Origin of the sequence: Pseudomonas sp. NPDC087342 (assembly GCF_044744265.1) — a bacterium.
In the GTDB taxonomy this organism is placed as follows: Bacteria; Pseudomonadota; Gammaproteobacteria; order Pseudomonadales; family Pseudomonadaceae; genus Aquipseudomonas; species Aquipseudomonas nunensis.
Genome location: NZ_JBIUXZ010000016.1, coordinates 98,441 through 115,990 on the forward strand (window position 1 = coordinate 98,441; position 17,550 = coordinate 115,990).

The 17,550-nt window shown below is 60.4% G+C and carries 15 protein-coding genes, 1 pseudogene and 1 riboswitch; of the genes and pseudogenes, 5 read left to right on the top strand and 11 right to left on the bottom strand.

Annotated features, from left to right (window positions below; all coding sequences use genetic code 11):
- Window positions 1-263: 263 nt before the first annotated feature.
- From ACIOYV_RS24390 to ahcY, 4 genes are all read right to left on the bottom strand, one after another.
- Entirely contained in the window at window positions 264-2,147 is a 1,884-nt protein-coding gene (locus tag ACIOYV_RS24390; protein ID WP_054044347.1) for a DEAD/DEAH box helicase, read from the bottom strand.
- 223 nt (window positions 2,148-2,370) lie between these two features.
- Entirely contained in the window at window positions 2,371-3,186 is an 816-nt protein-coding gene (locus tag ACIOYV_RS24395) for a substrate-binding periplasmic protein (RefSeq protein ID WP_401327719.1), read from the bottom strand.
- A 193-nt stretch (window positions 3,187-3,379) separates the two neighbouring features.
- Window positions 3,380-4,225 (bottom strand): methylenetetrahydrofolate reductase [NAD(P)H], encoded by an 846-nt coding sequence (gene metF / locus ACIOYV_RS24400; protein ID WP_054044345.1) that lies wholly within the window; start codon window positions 4,223-4,225, stop codon window positions 3,380-3,382.
- Between the two features lie 181 nt (window positions 4,226-4,406).
- Window positions 4,407-5,816: an adenosylhomocysteinase gene (gene ahcY / locus ACIOYV_RS24405; RefSeq protein WP_401327723.1), complete on the bottom strand. Its 1,410-nt coding sequence runs from the start codon at window positions 5,814-5,816 to the stop codon at window positions 4,407-4,409.
- A gap of 23 nt (window positions 5,817-5,839) precedes the next feature.
- A riboswitch (S-adenosyl-L-homocysteine riboswitch) is annotated at window positions 5,840-5,941 on the bottom strand.
- A 198-nt stretch (window positions 5,942-6,139) separates the two neighbouring features.
- Between ahcY and ACIOYV_RS24410 the strand changes: the two genes are divergently transcribed.
- A complete protein-coding gene (locus tag ACIOYV_RS24410; protein WP_163911024.1) occupies window positions 6,140-6,544 on the top strand; it encodes an acyl-CoA thioesterase in 405 nt (134 codons plus the stop codon).
- Between the two features lie 181 nt (window positions 6,545-6,725).
- A complete protein-coding gene (locus ACIOYV_RS24415) occupies window positions 6,726-7,607 on the top strand; it encodes a formate/nitrite transporter family protein (protein ID WP_290029358.1) in 882 nt (293 codons plus the stop codon).
- Here ACIOYV_RS24415 and ACIOYV_RS24420 read toward each other — a convergent pair whose 3' ends face one another.
- Window positions 7,608-8,873, bottom strand: coding sequence for a sodium:proton antiporter (locus tag ACIOYV_RS24420; RefSeq protein WP_054616902.1), 1,266 nt, complete (start codon window positions 8,871-8,873; stop codon window positions 7,608-7,610).
- Between the two features lie 155 nt (window positions 8,874-9,028).
- Window positions 9,029-10,198, bottom strand: a complete 1,170-nt coding sequence (locus tag ACIOYV_RS24425) for an MFS transporter (RefSeq protein WP_054044273.1) — start codon at window positions 10,196-10,198, stop codon at window positions 9,029-9,031.
- A 284-nt stretch (window positions 10,199-10,482) separates the two neighbouring features.
- Between ACIOYV_RS24425 and ACIOYV_RS24430 the strand changes: the two genes are divergently transcribed.
- Both ACIOYV_RS24430 and ACIOYV_RS24435 read left to right on the top strand, forming a co-directional pair.
- Window positions 10,483-11,316: an EamA family transporter gene (locus tag ACIOYV_RS24430; RefSeq protein ID WP_401327728.1), complete on the top strand. Its 834-nt coding sequence runs from the start codon at window positions 10,483-10,485 to the stop codon at window positions 11,314-11,316.
- Between the two features lie 40 nt (window positions 11,317-11,356).
- Entirely contained in the window at window positions 11,357-11,740 is a 384-nt protein-coding gene (locus ACIOYV_RS24435) for an MAPEG family protein (protein WP_054044268.1), read from the top strand.
- A gap of 128 nt (window positions 11,741-11,868) precedes the next feature.
- Here ACIOYV_RS24435 and ACIOYV_RS24440 read toward each other — a convergent pair whose 3' ends face one another.
- Entirely contained in the window at window positions 11,869-13,047 is a 1,179-nt protein-coding gene (locus tag ACIOYV_RS24440; protein ID WP_265041376.1) for a murein transglycosylase A, read from the bottom strand.
- A 128-nt stretch (window positions 13,048-13,175) separates the two neighbouring features.
- Between ACIOYV_RS24440 and ACIOYV_RS24445 the strand changes: the two genes are divergently transcribed.
- Window positions 13,176-13,625 (top strand): cytochrome c, encoded by a 450-nt coding sequence (locus ACIOYV_RS24445; protein WP_054044264.1) that lies wholly within the window; start codon window positions 13,176-13,178, stop codon window positions 13,623-13,625.
- Between the two features lie 164 nt (window positions 13,626-13,789).
- Here ACIOYV_RS24445 and ACIOYV_RS24450 read toward each other — a convergent pair whose 3' ends face one another.
- From ACIOYV_RS24450 to ACIOYV_RS24465, 4 genes and pseudogenes are all read right to left on the bottom strand, one after another.
- A complete protein-coding gene (locus ACIOYV_RS24450) occupies window positions 13,790-14,185 on the bottom strand; it encodes a DUF1090 domain-containing protein (RefSeq protein WP_265041375.1) in 396 nt (131 codons plus the stop codon).
- A gap of 99 nt (window positions 14,186-14,284) precedes the next feature.
- Window positions 14,285-15,958: an NAD-dependent DNA ligase LigB gene (gene ligB, locus ACIOYV_RS24455; RefSeq protein WP_401327733.1), complete on the bottom strand. Its 1,674-nt coding sequence runs from the start codon at window positions 15,956-15,958 to the stop codon at window positions 14,285-14,287.
- 202 nt (window positions 15,959-16,160) lie between these two features.
- Window positions 16,161-17,351, bottom strand: coding sequence for a methionine adenosyltransferase (gene metK, locus ACIOYV_RS24460; protein WP_163911044.1), 1,191 nt, complete (start codon window positions 17,349-17,351; stop codon window positions 16,161-16,163).
- Between the two features lie 18 nt (window positions 17,352-17,369).
- Window positions 17,370-17,550, bottom strand: a pseudogene (locus ACIOYV_RS24465) (ArsR family transcriptional regulator); the annotation flags it as partial.

A 17,550-nucleotide genomic window follows, 5' to 3' on the forward strand; every position in this document is an offset into this window, starting at 1 on the left:
AGGCGTTGTATCAGACAAATCTCAGTTAACTGACAGACCGCTATCGCGAGCAAGCTCGCTCCCACATGGTCTTCAGTGCACACGGCTTGTGTATGACCCAATTTCCTGTAGGAGCGAGGCTTGCCCGCGAAGGCGCCATCAGACACGCCACAAAAATTGAGTCGCCTCCTTCGCGGGCAAGCCTCGCTCCTACGGGTTTGTGGAGTGCACAAAAAAATGCCCCGGATCTCGCGATCCGGGGCATTTTTGTTTACTTCAAAAACTCAGCGATTGCGGGTCAGCAAGGCTGGTTTTTCGCCGCGCGGGCGACCTGGCAGTTGATCCAGTTGCTCAGGAGTCGGGAACCGATCGGTTTTCGACTCTTTATGGATGATCTTCGGTGCCGGGCCACGCGGGTTCTGCACGGCCGGTTCCGAACGAGGCTGGTCGTCACGGGCCGGGCGGCGGTTGCGGGACTCTTCGCGACGGGCCTGACCGTCACGTGGAGCGCCGTTGCGTGGGCCGCTGCGCTTGGCTGGCGGGGTGCCGGTGGTGGCGCCGTCGCTGCTGCGTGGACCGCTTTGGCGACCCTGCGGCTTGCCGCCGGTGCGCGGAGCACCTGCACCAGCGCCAGCTGCCGCACCTTGTGCCGGAGCACCCGGGCGACGACCACGACCCTGGGCCGGTTTGGCCTGAGGCACGTAGTCAACGCGGTTACCGAAGTTATCCACATCGTCATCCAGGAACTCGTCCGGAGCACGATCAGCGGCGGCAGCGCGTGGCGCCGGACGCTGTTGCTCGCGCGCCGGGGTGCCTTCGCGTGGTTTGTGTTCACGGGCCGGGCGATCGCCACGGCCAGTGGCAGCAGGTTTTTCCTTGCCGCCCTTGTCCTTGCCTTTGTCTTTACGACCGCCGCCACCGCCAGTGCCGGTCGGACCGTCGCCGCGCGGGCCACGTGGGTTGCGCGGGTTACGCACATCCGGACGCTCGCGGACTTCTGGTTTCTCGGCTTCTACAGCGCTGGAGTCGAAGCCCATCAGGTTGCCGTCGGCAATCTTCTGCTTGGTCATGCGTTCGATGCTTTTCAGCAGTTTTTCTTCGTCCGGGGCCACCAGCGAGATCGCCTCGCCCGAGCGGCCGGCGCGGCCAGTACGGCCGATACGGTGCACGTAGTCTTCGTCGACGTTCGGCAGCTCGAAGTTGACCACGTGTGGCAACTGGTCGATGTCGAGGCCGCGAGCGGCGATGTCGGTGGCAACCAGGATGCGCACTTCGCCGGCCTTGAAGTCGGCCAGGGCTTTGGTGCGAGCGTTCTGGCTCTTGTTACCGTGGATGGCAACGGCGCTCAGGCCGTGTTTGTCCAGGTACTCGGCCAGGCGGTTGGCGCCGTGCTTGGTGCGGGTGAAGACCAGAACCTGTTCCCAGGCGCCAGCGGTAATCAGGTGCGCCAGCAGCGAACGCTTGTGGCTGGCGGCCAGGCGGAACACACGCTGTTCGATACGCTCGACCGTGGTGTTCGGCGGCGTGACTTCGATGCGTTCCGGGTTGTGCAGCAGCTTGCCGGCGAGGTCGGTGATGTCTTTGGAGAACGTCGCCGAGAACAGCAGGTTCTGGCGTTTGCTCGGCAGACGGGCGAGGACCTTTTTCACGTCATGGACGAAGCCCATGTCGAGCATGCGGTCGGCTTCGTCCAGCACGAGGATTTCCACGTGGGACAAATCGACGCTGCCTTGGCCGGCGAGGTCGAGCAGGCGGCCAGGGCAGGCCACCAGCACGTCAACACCGCGGGACATGGCCTGAACCTGTGGGTTCATGCCGACGCCGCCGAAAATGCAGGCGCTGACGAACTTCAGGTCACGGGCATAGACCTTGAAGCTCTCGTGTACTTGAGCCGCGAGTTCGCGGGTAGGGGTCAGGACCAGTACGCGCGGTTGGCGCGGGCCGTGACGCTGGGATTTGTCCGGGTGACCGTTGGGGAACAACCGCTCCAGAATCGGAAGGGCGAAGCCGCCGGTTTTACCAGTACCTGTCTGAGCCGCGACCATCAGGTCGCGACCTTGCAACACGGCGGGAATGGCCCGCTGTTGCACCGGAGTAGGCTCGGTATAGCCCGCTGCCTCGATGGCGCGGACTAAAGCCTCGGAGAGACCGAGGGAAGCAAAGGACATGAGTAATCCTGTTTTAGTTAGGGCTTGGCCCAATGGGAGTCTTGCCTGGCGCGAATGGCGTTTAAGAGGAACGCAATCCCGTCCGGTCCTGCTGGGTTTCGAAGGCTCGTCTGGAGCGCTCGCGCGGGCTGAAAAGCTGCGCTGTAGCGGGGTCGAGATGCCTTGAACGATTCCGAGCGTCCGGGCGTGAGCCTGGCGGGAAGGCCGGAGTATAACAGAGCAATCACTGCGCGCCGCTTTCCTGCTGCTCAACGGTTTTCTCGCGGACGGCGGTGGCGGTTGTAGCTTTGATATCGGGGCCGGGACTTGCGCCATAACGGGCGCTCAGCTCCGCATACGCGGGCTCGCGCTTGAAACGCTTGAGTTCGGCGCCAAAGCGCTGCACCAGCAAATCCATGCCGGCGTTGCGCCGAACCGCCAGAAATTGGCTCTGGTGGCTGATGATCGTGGGGTTTTCGGTGATCTGATCGCGGATCTTCAGCTCATCCAGCAAATGTTGGCCGACCCGGCGATCAGTGATCAGCAGGTCGATCCGTCCGCGCAGCAGTTTGCCGAAGTTGGCTTCGTGGGTCGGCGCAGGCTCGCGGGTAAACAGCGTCGAGCCGCTGAAGTCCTCGCTGTACAGATAACCTGGCGAAGTGCCGATGGTCAGGCCTTTCAGGTCATTAAGGGTGCTGAACGGATGCGGCCGCTCGTTGGCGTAGAACATCACGAACTCGACTTCAGAGAGCGGTTCGCTGGGGTAAAGCAGGGTGGCGTCACGCTCATCGCTGTGGAAAATATCCAGCGCACCGTCGGCCTGGCCGGTGTCGAGCATCGACAGGCAACGCTTCCACGGCAGGAACTGCCATTCCACTTCAATCCCCAGGCGTTTGAAAACGATGGCCGTGGTTTCGTAGTCCAGGCCCAGGGATTTGCCGTTTTCCTCGTACACGTAAGGTGCCCACGGCTCCGTGACAATGCGCAATTTCTCGCCCCGAGCGGCAAAGCTCAGGCAAGTGAAAAGAAGCACGGTCAGGAGCTGCGAGATCAAAGGCATGGCTTGAGATTACGACGAGAAACCGTAAAGAGCCAGAAACTGGCCGCAGAAGCTCTACCTCAGTGTGTTGCCGCACAATAAAAGGGCGTTGAAAGCAAAAGATCGCAGACTTCGCCAGCGCCTACAGGGATTACACAAACCCAATGTAAGCGCTGCCGAAGGCTGCGATCTTTTGATCTTGCTTGTACGACTTTTACCGCGGCAGCTTCAGGTTATTCCACACCGCCAGACTCGGTTCAGCCTGGTTCAACGTGTAGAAGTGCAACCCTGGCGCGCCACCTTGCAGCAGGCGTTCGCACATCTCGGTGATGACTTGCTCACCAAAGCCTTGAATGCTCTGGGTGTCGTCGCCGTAGGCTTCCAGTTGCTTGCGGATCCAGCGCGGGATTTCCGCACCGCAGGCATCGGAGAAGCGCGCAAGTTTGCTGTAGTTGGTGATCGGCATGATCCCCGGCACGATCGGGATGTTCACGCCCATCGCCCGTACACGCTCGACGAAGTAGAAGTAGCTGTCGGCGTTGAAGAAGTACTGGGTGATTGCACTGTCGGCGCCAGCGTTGGCCTTGCGCACGAAGTTGTTCAGATCGTCTTCGAAATTGCGCGCCTGCGGATGCATTTCCGGGTAGGCGGCGACTTCGATGTGGAAATGATCGCCGGTTTCTTCACGGATGAATTCAACCAGGTCGTTGGCGTGGCGCAGTTCACCGCTGGCCATGCCCATGCCCGAAGGCAGGTCACCGCGCAGGGCAACGATGCGAGTAATGCCGGCGGCCTTGTATTGCGTCAGCAGGCCACGCAGGTCGTCCTTGCTGTCGCCCACGCAAGACAGATGCGGTGCGGCAGGGACTTTGACTTCGCTTTCGAGCTGCAACACGGTGTTGATGGTGCGATCACGGGTCGAACCGCCAGCGCCATAGGTGCAGGAGAAGAAATCGGGGTTGTAAGTTGCCAGCTGACGGGCAGTGGCGAGTAGCTTTTCATGCCCAGCGTCGGTCTTCGTAGGGAAGAACTCGAAGCTGTAGCGACGGTCTTGGGACATGGTCATATCCTTGGAAACGCTTAAGCCTTGCAGGCGCTGCGCTTACTGTAGGAGCGAAGCTTGCTCGCGAATTCTGGCACCGCGGTGTTTCAGGAACACCGTGGTGAAGAGTTCGCGAGCAAGCTTCGCTCCTACAGAGCGATGAGTCCGCCCCACAATGCAGGGCGGACATCAGGACCGATCAGTAGCGGTATGCGTGCGGCTTGAACGGACCTTCGACGGTCACGCCGATGTAGTCGGCCTGGGTCTTGGTCAGTTGAGTCACGACGCCGCCGAAACCGCGGACCATTTCCAGGGCCACTTCTTCGTCGAGTTTCTTCGGCAGTACTTCAACCGTCAGGCGCTCGGCTTTCTGGGCTGGCGACAGGTCGGCGTACTTCTGGCCGAACAGGAAGATCTGAGCCAGAACCTGGTTGGCGAACGAACCGTCCATGATGCGGCTCGGGTGACCGGTGGCGTTACCCAGGTTAACCAGACGGCCTTCGGCCAGCAGGATCAGGTAGTCGTCGTTCTGGGCATCGAATGCGCCAGGACCGGTACGGTGGATTTTGTGAACCTGTGGCTTCACTTCTTCCCATGCCCAGTTCTTGCGCATGAAAGCGGTGTCGATTTCGTTGTCGAAGTGGCCGATGTTGCAGACAACAGCGCGCTTCTTCAGGGCTTTGAGCATGTTCGAGTCGCAAACATTGACGTTGCCGGTGGTGGTCACGATCAGGTCGATCTTGCCCAGCAGTGCTTTGTCGATGCTTTCTTCGGTGCCGGTGTTGATCCCGTCGATGAACGGCGAAACCAGTTCGAAACCGTCCATGCAGGCTTGCATGGCGCAGATCGGGTCGACTTCGGAGACTTTAACGATCATGCCTTCCTGACGCAGGGACTGGGCCGAGCCCTTGCCCACGTCACCGTAACCGATGACCAGCGCTTGCTTGCCGGACAGCAGGTGGTCGGTACCGCGCTTGATGGCATCGTTCAGGCTGTGACGGCAGCCGTACTTGTTGTCGTTCTTGCTCTTGGTGACCGAGTCGTTGACGTTGATGGCCGGGATTTTCAGTTCGCCCTTGGCCAGCATGTCCAGCAGGCGGTGAACGCCAGTGGTGGTTTCTTCGGTGACGCCGTGGACGCGGTCCAGGATCGCCGGATATTTCTTGTGCAGCAGCTCGGTCAGGTCGCCGCCGTCGTCGAGGATCATGTTGGCATCCCAAGGCGCGCCATCTTTCAGGATGGTTTGCTCAAGGCACCACTCGTACTCTTCTTCGGTTTCGCCTTTCCAGGCGTAAACAGCGATGCCGGCAGCGGCGATGGCAGCAGCGGCCTGGTCTTGAGTCGAGAAAATGTTGCAGGACGACCAGCGAACTTCGGCACCCAGGGCAACCAGGGTTTCGATCAGCACGGCAGTCTGAATGGTCATGTGGATGCAGCCGAGAATCTTGGCGCCTTTGAGTGGCTGCTCACCGGCGTATTTGCGGCGCAGACCCATCAGGGCTGGCATTTCGGATTCGGCGATGATGGTTTCGCGACGACCCCAGGCAGCCAGGGACATGTCGGCAACTTTGTAATCGGTAAAATCTGCAGGCGTGATAACAGCGCTCATGATGAGCCTCCATTCGTAATGTATGCGAATGGGCGCCGTTGTGCGTTTAGTGTCCGGTCGATGAGACCAGGCAACGCCCCATCCGAGCCTGACAGGTTTGACCTGCTGCAGCGCCCCTCGGACAGGTGGCGGGAAAACGGTATCAATGAAAAGTTACCGTTCTGAAACGGTGGCGATTATAGCGGGCTAATCTCATCTTCTAAAGGGTTTCTGTTGGTCAATGTCTGAACGGTAATCGAGACCATAGTGGATGCTTAATAGAGCTCTAGGTCGGGCTCTGCCATGATGGCGCCCATCATTCGGCAAGACGCTCAGGAGTGAATATGAATTTCCACACCCGCAAATGGGTAAAACCCGAAGACTTGAACCCCAACGGCACGCTATTCGGCGGCAGCCTGTTGCGCTGGATCGACGAAGAAGCGGCGATCTATGCGATCGTCCAGCTGGGCAACCAGCGCGTGGTCACCAAGTACATTTCCGAAATCAACTTCGTCAGCGCCTCGCGCCAGGGCGACATCATCGAACTGGGCATCACCGCCACCGAGTTCGGCCGCACCTCCATCACCCTGACCTGCGAAGTGCGCAACAAGATCACGCGCAAAAGCATCCTCACGGTAGAGCGCATGGTCTTCGTCAACCTCGGTGAGGACGGCTTGCCGGCACCGCACGGGCGGACCGAGATCCTGTACGTCAAAGACCAGTTCAAGGATGAAGTCGCCAGCGAGTAATGCGAGCCCTGTAGGAGCGAAGCTTGCTCGCGAAGGCGTCATTTGCCTCACCACCAAAACCGAGGTGGGCCCTTCGCGGGCAAGCCTCGCTCCTACAGAGAAGGTTTCGTTGGGCGTTCAGTGAACAGCTCCGAACCCCGCGTGTCGTACGTACATGACACGCCACCGGTTCCGGAGCTCCATGGACACTCAAAAAGACGGCAAGACCCCGAACCTCTCGGCTGAAGAACAGCATGACGTCGAAAAGAACCAGCCGCCCCGTGCGGCGGTGCTGCATGAAATCATCCGCACCCAGGGTGATCAGGAACTCGAGCGCAGCGTCGCCGCCCTTTGGTGGTCGGCCCTCGCAGCGGGCCTGACCATGGGCCTGTCGCTGATGGCCATGGGGTTGCTCAACTCCCGGCTGCCGGACGGTGAAGGTTTCAAGGTTATTGCCAGTTTCGGCTACTGCGCGGGTTTCCTCGCGGTGATCCTGGCGCGCCAGCAACTGTTCACCGAAAACACCCTGACCGCCGTGCTGCCGGTCATGACCAAGCCCACGCTGAATAATTTCGGTCGTTTGATCCGTCTATGGGGCGTCGTGCTGTTTGGCAACCTGTGCGGCACGTTGCTGGTGGCCTACGTGATGCTGCACCTGCCGATTTTCGATACCAAGACCGACCTGGCCTTCCTCGAGATCGGACGCAAGATCATGGAAAACAGCGCCAGCCAGATGTTCGCCAAAGGCATCATCTCCGGCTGGATGATCGCCACCATGGTCTGGATGATTCCGTCCATGGAGAGCGCCAAGATGTGGATCATCATCCTCATCACCTACCTGATGGCGCTGGGGGATTTCACCCACATCGTGGTCGGTTCGGCGGAAGTGTCGTATCTGGTGTTTGCCGGCGAGTTGCCGTGGAAGGATTTCTGGCTGGTGTTCGCCGGGCCGACGCTGGCCGGCAACATCATCGGCGGCAGCTGCATCTTTGCGCTGATCAGTCATGCGCAGATCCGCAGCGAAAGCGGGCCGCCGAAGCTGGGCACGGATCAGCAGGCCGATCCGCGCAAGCTCAAGAAGTAATCAGTGATGCTCAGCCTGTGCCGTTGGCGCAGGCTCATCCTTGGTCACGTGCTTGACCAGTTTGCCGATGCTCAAACCCTGCAACAGGATCGACGACAACACCACAATGTAGGTGATGCTCAAGATCAGATCGCGTTCCGGGCCCAGCGGCAACGCCAGGGCCAGCGCCACCGAAACACCGCCGCGCAAACCACCCCACGTCAGAATCCGGATCGTCCCGCGCGGCACCGTGCGCCAGCGCCGCAGCAGCAGGATTGCCGGGGCCACTGTCAGCAGGCGCGACAGCAGAATGGCCAGCGCCAGCAAACTTGCGGCCAGTACGTGCAGCCAGTTGAACGGCAGCAGCAACAGCTCCATGCCGATCAGCGCGAACAGCAAGGCATTGAGCATGTCATCGAGCAACTCCCAGAAACCGTCCAGGTACTTTCGGGTCATGTCGTTCATCGCCAGGTTGCGCCCCAGGTTGCCGATGATCAGGCCGGCGACCACCATCGCAATCGGTGCGGATACGTGCAGTTCCGAGGCCATGGCCGAACCGCCGATCACCAGCGCCAGGGTCAGCATCACTTCGATCTGATGCTGCTCGATGCTCTTGATCATCAGGTACACCAGATAACCGATAAGCCCGCCGAACAGCACACCGCCAATCGCCTCGTGGACGAACAGCATGGCCGTGGCGCCGACGGTCGGGGTTTCACCCAGTTGCGCGATGCCGAGCAACACGGTGAACACCACCACCGCCGTGCCGTCATTGAACAGCGACTCGCCGACGATCGTGGTTTTCAGCGGCTTGGACGCGTTGGCAGTCCGCAGCACGCCGAGTACTGCGATCGGATCGGTGGGGGAAATCAGCGCGCCGAACAGCAGGCAATAGAGGAAGCTCACGTGCCAGCCGAACAGGGCAAAAATGTAATAGGCGAGGCTGCCGATCACCGCCGTGGCGATCAACACACCGAACGTCGCCAGTAGACCGATGGGCCAACGGTAACTGCGCAGGTCGTTCAGGTTGACGTGCAACGCGCCGGCGAACAGCAGGAACGACAGCATCCAGTTCATCAGCAGATCACCGAAGTCGATCTGGCCGATCAGTTGCTGCACACGTTCTTCCAGGCCTGGGTAACCGATGAAGCTCAGGCCTTGCAGCAGCAGGGAAAACATCAGCGCGGTGACCATCACGCCGATGGTCGGCGGCAGGCCGATGAAACGGAAATTCACGTAGGTGAGGAGGGAGGTGAGGCAGATAAACGCAGCGACAAGTTCAAGCATCCGGGGTCCTTTGGATGAGGGGTGAGAAATCGGGGTTGAGGCAGTTGGATCGAGTTGGCTTCTTCGCGGGCAAGCCTCGCTCCTACAGGGGATTGTGTAAGTCCTGTAGGAGCGAGGCTTGCCCGCGAAAGCAATCTCAGGAGCAACGCAATTATTCAGCCGGACACATTGACCGCAGTCGCGCCACGACGTTGCAGGTAGATATAGAAAAGCGCCGTCAGCACCGTCAGGCCACTGACCAGCGCGCCGGTCCATGGCAAGTCGGCCAGGTCCGCGCCGCTGGCAACCACCAGCCCGCCAATCCACGCGCCGGCGGCATTGCCGAGATTGAATGCACTCTGGTTCAACGTCGAACCCAGGTTCGGCGCTTCATGCGCCTGATCGATGATCAGCAGTTGCAGGATCGGGCACAGGGCGAACGCAAAAATCCCCCACAACACCAGCGTAATTGCCGCCGGAATCACCGAATGGCTGGTCTGGCTGAACGCCGCCAACACCACCATGACCGCCAGCGCCATGCCGACCAGCGAAGGCAGCAAGCGACTGTCTGCCAGCCGACCGCCAAGCATGCTGCCCGCCGTCAGGCCGACGCCGAACAACAGCAACATGAGGGTCACGCCGTGGGGACTGACGCCGGTGATGTCTTGCAGGATCGGCGCGATGTAGGTGAACACGCTGAACAGACTGGTGGACGCCAGCACGCTCATGCCCAAGGCCAACAACACATTGACCTTGCCCAGCACCTTGAACTCACTGGCCAGGTTGGCCTTGTCCATGGCGATGTCTTTCGGCAGCCAGACCCACTGGGCAATGGCCGCGATCACACCGATCACTGACACGGCCCAGAACGTCGAGCGCCAACCGGCGTACTGCCCGAGTGCGGTGCCCAGTGGCACGCCGAGCACATTTGCCAGGGTCAGGCCGGTGAACATCATGGCAATCGCCTGGGCGCGTTTGTTTGGAGCGACCAAACCTGCCGCGACCACTGAGCCGATACCGAAGAACGCGCCGTGGCACAGCGCGGTGACCACCCGGGCGGCCATCAGCGTCGCGTAATTCGGCGCCAGTGCACACAGAATGTTGCCGAGGATAAACATCAACGTCATCCCCAATAGCGTGGCTTTGCGTGGCATGTTGGCGGTGCCGATCGCCAGGATCGGCGCGCCGAACACTACGCCCAGGGCGTAACCGGTGATCAGCAGGCCGGCGTGGGGAATGCTCACGGCGAGGTCGCGGGCAACATCGGGCAGTAAGCCCATGATGACGAATTCAGTGGTGCCGATGCCGAACGCGGCAACAGCGAGGGCAAGCAAGGCGAGTGGCATGCGCAAGGTCTCTGTCGGTAGTCTTGACGCTCTGATCAGGCATACGCAGGCCATCGACCGTTCTCGAGGAGGACGGGCGGGGGCAGAAATTATTGGAATTAGTCTGTGCGCAACTGAGTGCGGCGTGGTCGCTTGCAGTATAAACAGCTGCGGACATATGGCGAATCAATTATCTGCCTGCCTCTTGTCGGAGCGAGGCTTGCCCGCGAAGGTGTTCTTGAGATTGCCTTCGCGGGCAAGCCTCGCTCCTACGGGGGCGCGGCGGGCAACAAAAGGAGTGGGCCGTGCTTGCAACAGCACTGGTGTTGGTGGCGGCGCTGTTGCATGCGGCGTGGAATACCCTGATCAAATTCAGCGCCGAGCGGTTGCTGGTAGTGGCTTGCATGGACAGCGTGGCGATGTTGTTTGTCGCCGTGATGCTGCCGTTCGTGAACCTGCCGCCCATGGAAATATGGCCATGGATTCTGGCATCGGCAGCGTTCGAGTTGCTGTATCGCTATCTGCTTATTCAGGCCTATCGGGTCGGTGACTTGGGGCTGGTCTATCCGCTGATGCGTGGGTTGTCGCCACTGGTGGTGCTGGCGCTGACGCTGATCTTCGCCGGGGAAGTGCTGACGCATCAGCAGATCTTCGGCATTTTGCTGATCCCGTTCGGCATGCTGTGCCTGCTCTGGCAGGGCGGTGGCGGTGCACGCTTGCCGTGGTCGATGCTGCCGGTGGTGGCGCTGATCGGCCTGTGCATCGGCTGTTACACCTTCATCGATGGCCAGGCCTTGCGGCGCTGGTCGCATCCGCTGGACTACCTGGTCTGGGTCACGCTGCTCAGTGCCTGGCCTTTCCCGTTACTGGCGTTGGTACGCAAACGTCCGGCGTTCATGCTGTTTTGGCGTGAGCAGTGGCGACTGGGGCTGGCGGTCGGGTTTTGTGTGTTGTTCAGCTACGCTTTGGTGCTGTGGGCCATGCAACTGGGCTCGATTGCCGAAGCGGCGGCGCTGCGCGAGATCAGCGTGATCCTGGTGGTGTTGTTCGGCATGCGCTACTTGAAAGAACCTTTCGGCCGGCCACGGCTCTTAGCCTGTGGGTTGGTGCTGATCGGCATGCTGGTGATGAAGTTTTGACTGGCCCCCGAATTTTTTAAATTGAAGAAGGGACTGCTTTATGACGGTTGCTCTGTGGTGCGTTTTGATCGCGATTTTCCTGCCGTATATCTGCACGGCCGTTGCCAAGGCCAGTGGCGGGTACCGGTTGCAAGACAACCATGATCCCCGGGACTTTCTTGAGTCGCTGAATGGTTTCGCCAGACGGGCGCATGCGGCGCAGTTGAACAGTTTTGAGGTGATGCCGGCGTTTGCGATTGCGGTGATCGTGGCGCATCTGGTGGGCACGGCGCAGTTGGTGACGGTCAACGTGCTGGCGGTGCTGTTTATCACCAGTCGGTTGCTGTACATCATTTGTTATCTGGCGGACTGGGCGATCTTGCGGTCGCTGGTGTGGTTTGTGGGGATGGGGTTGATTGCTAGTTTCTTTTTTGTGTCGGTCTGAGGCTGGCTGTCGGGATTTTTGGTGGTAGTTAGGTCCTCTTCGCGAGCAGGCTCGCTCCCACAAGGGAAATGCATTCCTTTGTGGGAGCGAGCCTGCTCGCGAAAGCTATCGAACGGCCAATAAAGGGCTCAAGGCTTCACCGCATCAGCCACCTGAGGAACTGTCGGCAACGCCGCACCCTTAGGCCACAACATCCAGATTTGCCCCTGCTGTTTCATGTCCCCGGCCAGTTGCCCGGCCGCTTCGCCGGTGCCCCAGAACAGGTCCGCCCGGACTTCGCCGGCAATCGCGCCGCCCGTGTCCTGAGCGGCTACCGGGCGAACCAGTGCGCTGCCGTCCGGTTTGGTGGTCGATAGCCACAACAGACTGCCCAACGGAATCACCTTGCGATCCACCGCCGCGCTGTAGCCAGCCGTGAGTGGAACGTTCAGCGAGCCGCGCGGCCCTTCGTTGCTGTCCGGGTTTTGGGTGAAAAACACGTAGCTGGGGTTGCTGCCGAGCAGTTGCGGAATACGCGACGGATTCGCCTTGGCCCAGGCGCTGATCGCGCCCATGGTCACGTCTTCTTTCTTCAGCTCACCCTGATCCACCAGCCAGCGGCCAATCGGCCGATACGGGTGGCCGTTCTGGTCGGCATAAGCGATACGCAACTGGCGACCACTGTCGAGCTGGATACGCCCGGAGCCCTGGATTTGCAGGAATTGCAGGTTCATCGGATCTGTCAGCCATGCAACGACCGGTGCCTTGACCCCTTTGCTCTCAATGGTGGCGGCGTCGTCATATGGCTTGAGCACGCGACCTTCAAGTCGGCCGCGCAGGCGCTTGCCCTTGAGTTCCGGGTAAATACTGTCCAGGGACACAATGATCATGTCCTCGGGTACGCCGTAAACCGGGATGTTTGCCACTTCAGTCTGGGTCAGGCTGCCGGGGTACACCGGTTCGTAGTAACCGGTGATCAGGCCGTTGGGATTGTCGTTGGCGGCGCGCAGGCCGTAGACGTCCAGGTTCTGTTTGAGGAAGCCGCGAATCTCTCCGGCGGTTTGCGGCACATTCGCCGACGCCGCGCAGGTCGAGCCCCAGACCGGGTCGGCCTTGAGTCGGGTGCAAGCGCTGCGCCAGGAGCCGAAGCCCGCTACAAGGTCGCTATCGGACACGGCCGGCAAGGCTTCCCAGGTTGCGCTGGAATAAGTGGCCAGGGCGTGGGTTTTCGGGGTGTTGTTTTCGCCACCGGTGCAGCCCGCGAGCACGGCCACCATCGGAAGGGTCCAGGCGAGGCGGGGGCGCCATGCCTTGAAACGGCTGTTCATGGAGAATTTCCTTTGACGGTTGCCTGAGTGCTCCATGCGCTCAAACAACCCTTATTGATAATAGGGCTATTGGTCTTTAACGATGACGCGAGGATACTGGCCGCCGTTCCCCGTGACCTGAAGCCACCATGACTCTTAAAAGACTTTCTGTTGTATTGCTGGCCTGCCTGACCTTGTCTGCCTGCGGCGGTGTTGACCCGAACTCTCCGCTGGGTCAGCGCAAGGCGATTTTCAAGCAAATGCTCAAGACCGGCGAAGACCTGGGTGGCATGTTGCGTGGTCGTATTCCGTTTGACGGTCCGAAGTTCGCTGAAGGCGCGACGAAACTCGACGCGTTGTCGCATGAGCCATGGAAACATTTCCCGCAGGTGCGCGAAGAAGATCACACCAGCGCCAAGGACAACGTGTGGCAGCAGCAGGCACGCTTCCAGGAAATGGCCCGCACCCTTGAAAGCGCCACCGGTGAATTGGTGATCGCCAGCCAGGTCCAGCCGTACAAGGCCAGTAACCTTGGGCCGGCGGTGCAGAAAGTCGAAGATGCCTGCAGTGCGTGCCATAAACAGTTTCGGGATCATTGATCGAACGATGTGCGTTCCCTGTGGCGAGGGGGCTTGCCCCCGTTGGGCTGTGAAACGGCCCCAGAATCAGCAAGCGCGAATATAAAGCAGACCGCGTTCGCCCAATTGACGACTGCTGCGCAGCCGAACGGGGGCAAGCCCCCTCGCCACAATGTCACCCGCGCTTACTTATCCAACTCATCCAGCGCTTCCTGCAATTCCTTGCGGGATTCGGCGAGTTTGTCTTTGCGTTTGTTGATCTTCTCGGCATCGCCCTTGCTCATGGCCTTGTCGAGATCGGCCTGACGTTTGCTGACTTCATGCTTGGCGTCGAGCACCTTGTTCTCGCGTTCCTTCTTCAAGGAGGCGTCGGTGCAGTGCGCGGTGACTTCGTCCAGGGCGGTCTGGAGACCGGCTTGCTGATCGGCATTGCCGTGGCTCTTGGCCAACTCGATCTGGTTGACGATGCCTTGTTTCTTGGCGGCGCAACCGGTCAGTTCCGGAATTTCTTCGGCGGCCATCAGTGGGGTGGCCAACACGCCGCAAACGGCCAGCAGGGCGAGCGGTGAAAGTAGTTTCATAAAAGCTCCATGCGCAAAGGCAATCGGGTCGATGTGGCAATGGGCTGTTTGAGCGCAGCGCCACCGTTGGGTTCCCAGGCTGACAAGCATTGTTGGTCGCTAAAAACCGTCGATGCCTGCCACACGTAATGTTTCACTCAAGGCCAGGACCTGCGGGTCGCGGAAAAACGCGCTCAATTGCGCTGCGCGTCCCGGGCCGATGCCTGCTTCGGCTTGCCATTGTTCGTTGCTGCGTTGAGCCAGGACCTGCCACGAATCGGCGAGCTGCGCCTGACCCGTCGGTGGCAAGCCCAACGCTTTTAGCCAGCGAGCGAAAGGACGTTGCCGGGCACTTTCAAAACTGTTTAAAAGACGAGCGCTGCTGCGCTCGCCGAAGCCATCAATGTTAGCAAGCTCTTGAGCATCGAGGGTCAACCAATCCAGCAGGGTGTTCAGGTGGCCTGTTTCGAAAAGTTTCTCCCAGGTGCCAGGGCCGACGTGGGGCAGGGCCAGCCCCTGCTTGCCGCTGAGCCAGGTCAGCCGCGCAAGGAATTGACTCTCACACCCCGGTGTCGGTTGCCAGCAACTCAAGTGATGAAATTCCGACGCCAGCGGTGCATTCACCTCAAGGCGTTCGGTGCTGCGCAGCACCACATCATCGAGCCTTGGAATGGTCAGGCCCGCGAGGCTGATGGCGACCTGATCGCCGGGGCGAATATCCAGTTGCTCCCAGCGTTGCAGAGAGCTGACGCTCACGCGCTTGATCTGGCGGTCATCGAGTTTCACTGGCGCAAGCTCCAGCACTGGTGTGATCCGTCCGGTCCGACCGATCTTGAAATTGACTTTGCGCACCTCGGCCAGCGCCTGGGCAAAAGGGTATTTCCAGCCGACGCTCCAATAAGGCGGCCGCGCCTGCCAGCGCTCGGCGGACGGGCGCTGATCCTGGCGCAGGACGATACCGTCGCTGGCGAAGGGCAGCGGGGAGCGATACCAGTGATCACGCCAACGTTCGGCGTCGGCGAAGGCATTGATTGGCTGACTGAAGGCCTCGGTGGTGGGGAAGCCCAACTCACTCAGCACCGCTACCCTGGCAGGCAAACTGGCCGGGCCTTGCGGCCAATTCCAGACAAACAGACCGATCCCGGCAGCCTGCTCGGCACTCAGCGTATTGCGCGCCATCAATCCCGCAACGGTTGCCCGGGCGTTGAGGCTACCGGCTTGGGCTTGCAAGTGATCGGTCAGGCGCCAGTAGAGTTCGCCTTGCACCAACAAGTCCAGCGGTCGGGCCAGTTGCCGGGGAATGGCGGCGATCTGGTGGGCAGAAACCGTCCAGTCCTGGCCGTTGATTCCATCGCCTCGACTGATCGCCTGATGCAGCAAGCCTTTGCGATAAATCAATGACACCGCCACGCCATCGACCTTGGGTTGAATCCAGACGTCCTTGCGCTCACGCAACCAGTGTTGGACGCCGCGCCCATCGTGGATTTTTTCCAGACCAGTGTGGGCTATGGGATGAGGCACCTTGCCGCCCGCCGTTCGTAGCGGCTCGGCAGTGGCGCCGAGGTTGAAGCAGGTGCGCCATTGCGTCAGACGGACGCGGGACTGGTCGTAGAGTTCGTCTGCAATCAGTGAGCGACCGTTGCGGTGGTAGTTCTCGTCCCATAAGTCGATTTGTTGTTGGGCAGAGTTGATCTCGGCCTGGGCACGGGCGGGAGGCCAGTCTGGGCAGTCGGTGGCGCTGGCGGTCAGGGATGTCAGCAGGAGGGCGAAAAACAGGCGCAGGTTGGGGAGCATCTAGAGCGTCCTTGCTCGTTGGGATGCTTGAAGGCTAGGTCAGTATTGGGTGGTGCGCAGGGTGGGTGTTTTACTGGATGTGGCAGAGTGACTCGACCGGCCTCTTCGCGAGCAGGCTCGCTCCCACAGGGGAATGCGGCAGCCAATAAAAAGCCCCGCACGGCGCGAACCGTGCGGGGCTTTTGGTACCGCCGGGAAGGTCTTACAGGCCGGCAGCAGCGCGCAACGAATCGGCGCGGTCGGTCTTTTCCCAAGTGAAGGTGGTGAAAGTATCGTCACCGACAGTCTTGGTTTGCGGAGTGCGACCGAAGTGGCCGTACGCAGCGGTTTCCTGATACATCGGGTGCAGCAGGTCGAGCATGGTGGTGATTGCGTATGGACGCAGGTCGAACACTTCGCGAACCAGTTTGACGATTTTGTCGTCGCTGATTTTGCCGGTGCCGAAGGTGTTCAGCGAGATCGACGTAGGCTGGGCCACACCGATCGCGTAGGAAACCTGAATCTCGCAACGCTCGGCCAGGCCGGCAGCGACGATGTTCTTGGCTACATAACGACCGGCATAAGCCGCCGAACGGTCAACCTTCGATGGATCTTTACCCGAGAACGCGCCGCCGCCGTGACGAGCCATGCCGCCGTAGCTGTCGACGATGATCTTGCGACCGGTCAGGCCGCAGTCGCCAACCGGGCCACCGATGATGAACTGGCCAGTCGGGTTGATGTGGAACTGGGTGTCTTTGGTCAGCAGTTCGGCAGGCAGCACGTGCTTGACGATCAGCTCCATCACGCCTTCGCGCAGGTCTTTGTACGACACTTCAGGGTTGTGTTGGGTCGACAGTACAACGGCGTCGATACCGACAACCTTGCCGCCTTCGTAACGGCAAGTCACTTGCGACTTGGCGTCCGGGCGCAGCCAAGGCAGCAGGCCGGATTTACGGGCCTCGGCTTGCCTTTGCACAAGCTGGTGCGAGAACGTGATCGGTGCTGGCATCAGCACGTCGGTTTCGTTGCTGGCGTAGCCGAACATCAGGCCCTGGTCGCCGGCGCCCTGATCTTCAGGCTTGGCGCGGTCAACACCCTGGTTGATGTCAGGGGACTGCTTGCCGATGATGTTCATCACACCGCAAGTGGCGCCGTCGAAGCCGACATCGGAGCTGTTGTAGCCGATGTCCAGGATGACGTTACGCACGATTTCTTCCAGATCGACCCAGGCCGACGTGGTGACTTCACCTGCGATGATTGCAACGCCGGTTTTGACCAGAGTCTCGCACGCCACACGGGCGAACTTGTCTTCAGCAATGATGGCGTCCAGCACCGCATCGGAAATCTGGTCGGCGATTTTGTCCGGATGCCCTTCAGACACGGACTCGGAGGTGAAGAGGGAGTATTCGCTCATCTCGATGTTTTCCTGAATTTACCGATGGTGAGTGTCGCCAGTCGGCCGCTGAAAATGGCGGACCTGGATCTGGAAACCATTGCGTAAGCCTACATAGAGGCTTTCCCCGGGAACGAGTCCCGCAGCGGTGGCCCAACGGGCCAAATCGTCCTGTTCAATCCCCAACGACAGATCACCGCAGGCCTGCCTGGCCCAAGTG

Bases quoted from the DNA above. Each gene is read 5' to 3' on its own strand.
- ligB (WP_401327733.1), bottom strand. From the start codon at position 15,958: ATGCTCCCCAACCTGCGCCTGTTTTTCGCCCTCCTGCTGACATCCCTG.
- ACIOYV_RS24415 (WP_290029358.1), top strand. From the start codon at position 6,726: ATGGACACTCAAAAAGACGGCAAGACCCCGAACCTCTCGGCTGAAGAA.
- ACIOYV_RS24440 (WP_265041376.1), bottom strand. From the start codon at position 13,047: ATGAACAGCCGTTTCAAGGCATGGCGCCCCCGCCTCGCCTGGACCCTT.
- metK (WP_163911044.1), bottom strand. From the start codon at position 17,351: ATGAGCGAATACTCCCTCTTCACCTCCGAGTCCGTGTCTGAAGGGCAT.
- ahcY (WP_401327723.1), bottom strand. From the start codon at position 5,816: ATGAGCGCTGTTATCACGCCTGCAGATTTTACCGATTACAAAGTTGCC.
- ACIOYV_RS24435 (WP_054044268.1), top strand. From the start codon at position 11,357: ATGACGGTTGCTCTGTGGTGCGTTTTGATCGCGATTTTCCTGCCGTAT.
- ACIOYV_RS24395 (WP_401327719.1), bottom strand. From the start codon at position 3,186: ATGCCTTTGATCTCGCAGCTCCTGACCGTGCTTCTTTTCACTTGCCTG.
- ACIOYV_RS24420 (WP_054616902.1), bottom strand. From the start codon at position 8,873: ATGCTTGAACTTGTCGCTGCGTTTATCTGCCTCACCTCCCTCCTCACC.
- ACIOYV_RS24450 (WP_265041375.1), bottom strand. From the start codon at position 14,185: ATGAAACTACTTTCACCGCTCGCCCTGCTGGCCGTTTGCGGCGTGTTG.
- ACIOYV_RS24445 (WP_054044264.1), top strand. From the start codon at position 13,176: ATGACTCTTAAAAGACTTTCTGTTGTATTGCTGGCCTGCCTGACCTTG.
- ACIOYV_RS24425 (WP_054044273.1), bottom strand. From the start codon at position 10,198: ATGCCACTCGCCTTGCTTGCCCTCGCTGTTGCCGCGTTCGGCATCGGC.
- ACIOYV_RS24410 (WP_163911024.1), top strand. From the start codon at position 6,140: ATGAATTTCCACACCCGCAAATGGGTAAAACCCGAAGACTTGAACCCC.
- ACIOYV_RS24390 (WP_054044347.1), bottom strand. From the start codon at position 2,147: ATGTCCTTTGCTTCCCTCGGTCTCTCCGAGGCTTTAGTCCGCGCCATC.
- metF (WP_054044345.1), bottom strand. From the start codon at position 4,225: ATGTCCCAAGACCGTCGCTACAGCTTCGAGTTCTTCCCTACGAAGACC.